Annotated in this window: 1 protein-coding gene; it reads right to left on the reverse strand. The window is 46.0% G+C overall.

Translation table 11 applies throughout. The features are described 5' to 3' along the window. The coding region (locus tag AB4512_RS25175) for an aminotransferase class IV (RefSeq protein WP_372176183.1) at positions 1–302 on the reverse strand (302 nt) is incomplete at both ends.

Here is a 302-nt window from a genome sequence, read left to right on the forward strand (position 1 = left end):
GATATCAAGAACTACACCGTCAGCTTCATCGGCCTGATCCATTTCATCTTTCATCAAGATCTGCTCAAGACGATTATTGTGCTTATGGCCTGCGAGTAGTGGGCTCAAACCTAGTGCTTGTTGGCAGATACCGAGTTCTACACCAGAATCTTGCCACGCTGAATAATGACTAGGGAAATCAAATGTACTGATGGTTATCGTTGGCTTGGCGATATTCTTGGTACTGTAGCCACGACCGCCGGCCCCACGGCTAACGTGTAGCTTTATCCCAGCTTTTTGATTATGAGGCTTGTTTGTATCAT

The organism is Vibrio sp. 10N.222.52.B7 (genome assembly GCF_041474275.1).
Lineage (GTDB): Bacteria > Pseudomonadota > Gammaproteobacteria > Enterobacterales > Vibrionaceae > Vibrio > Vibrio crassostreae_C.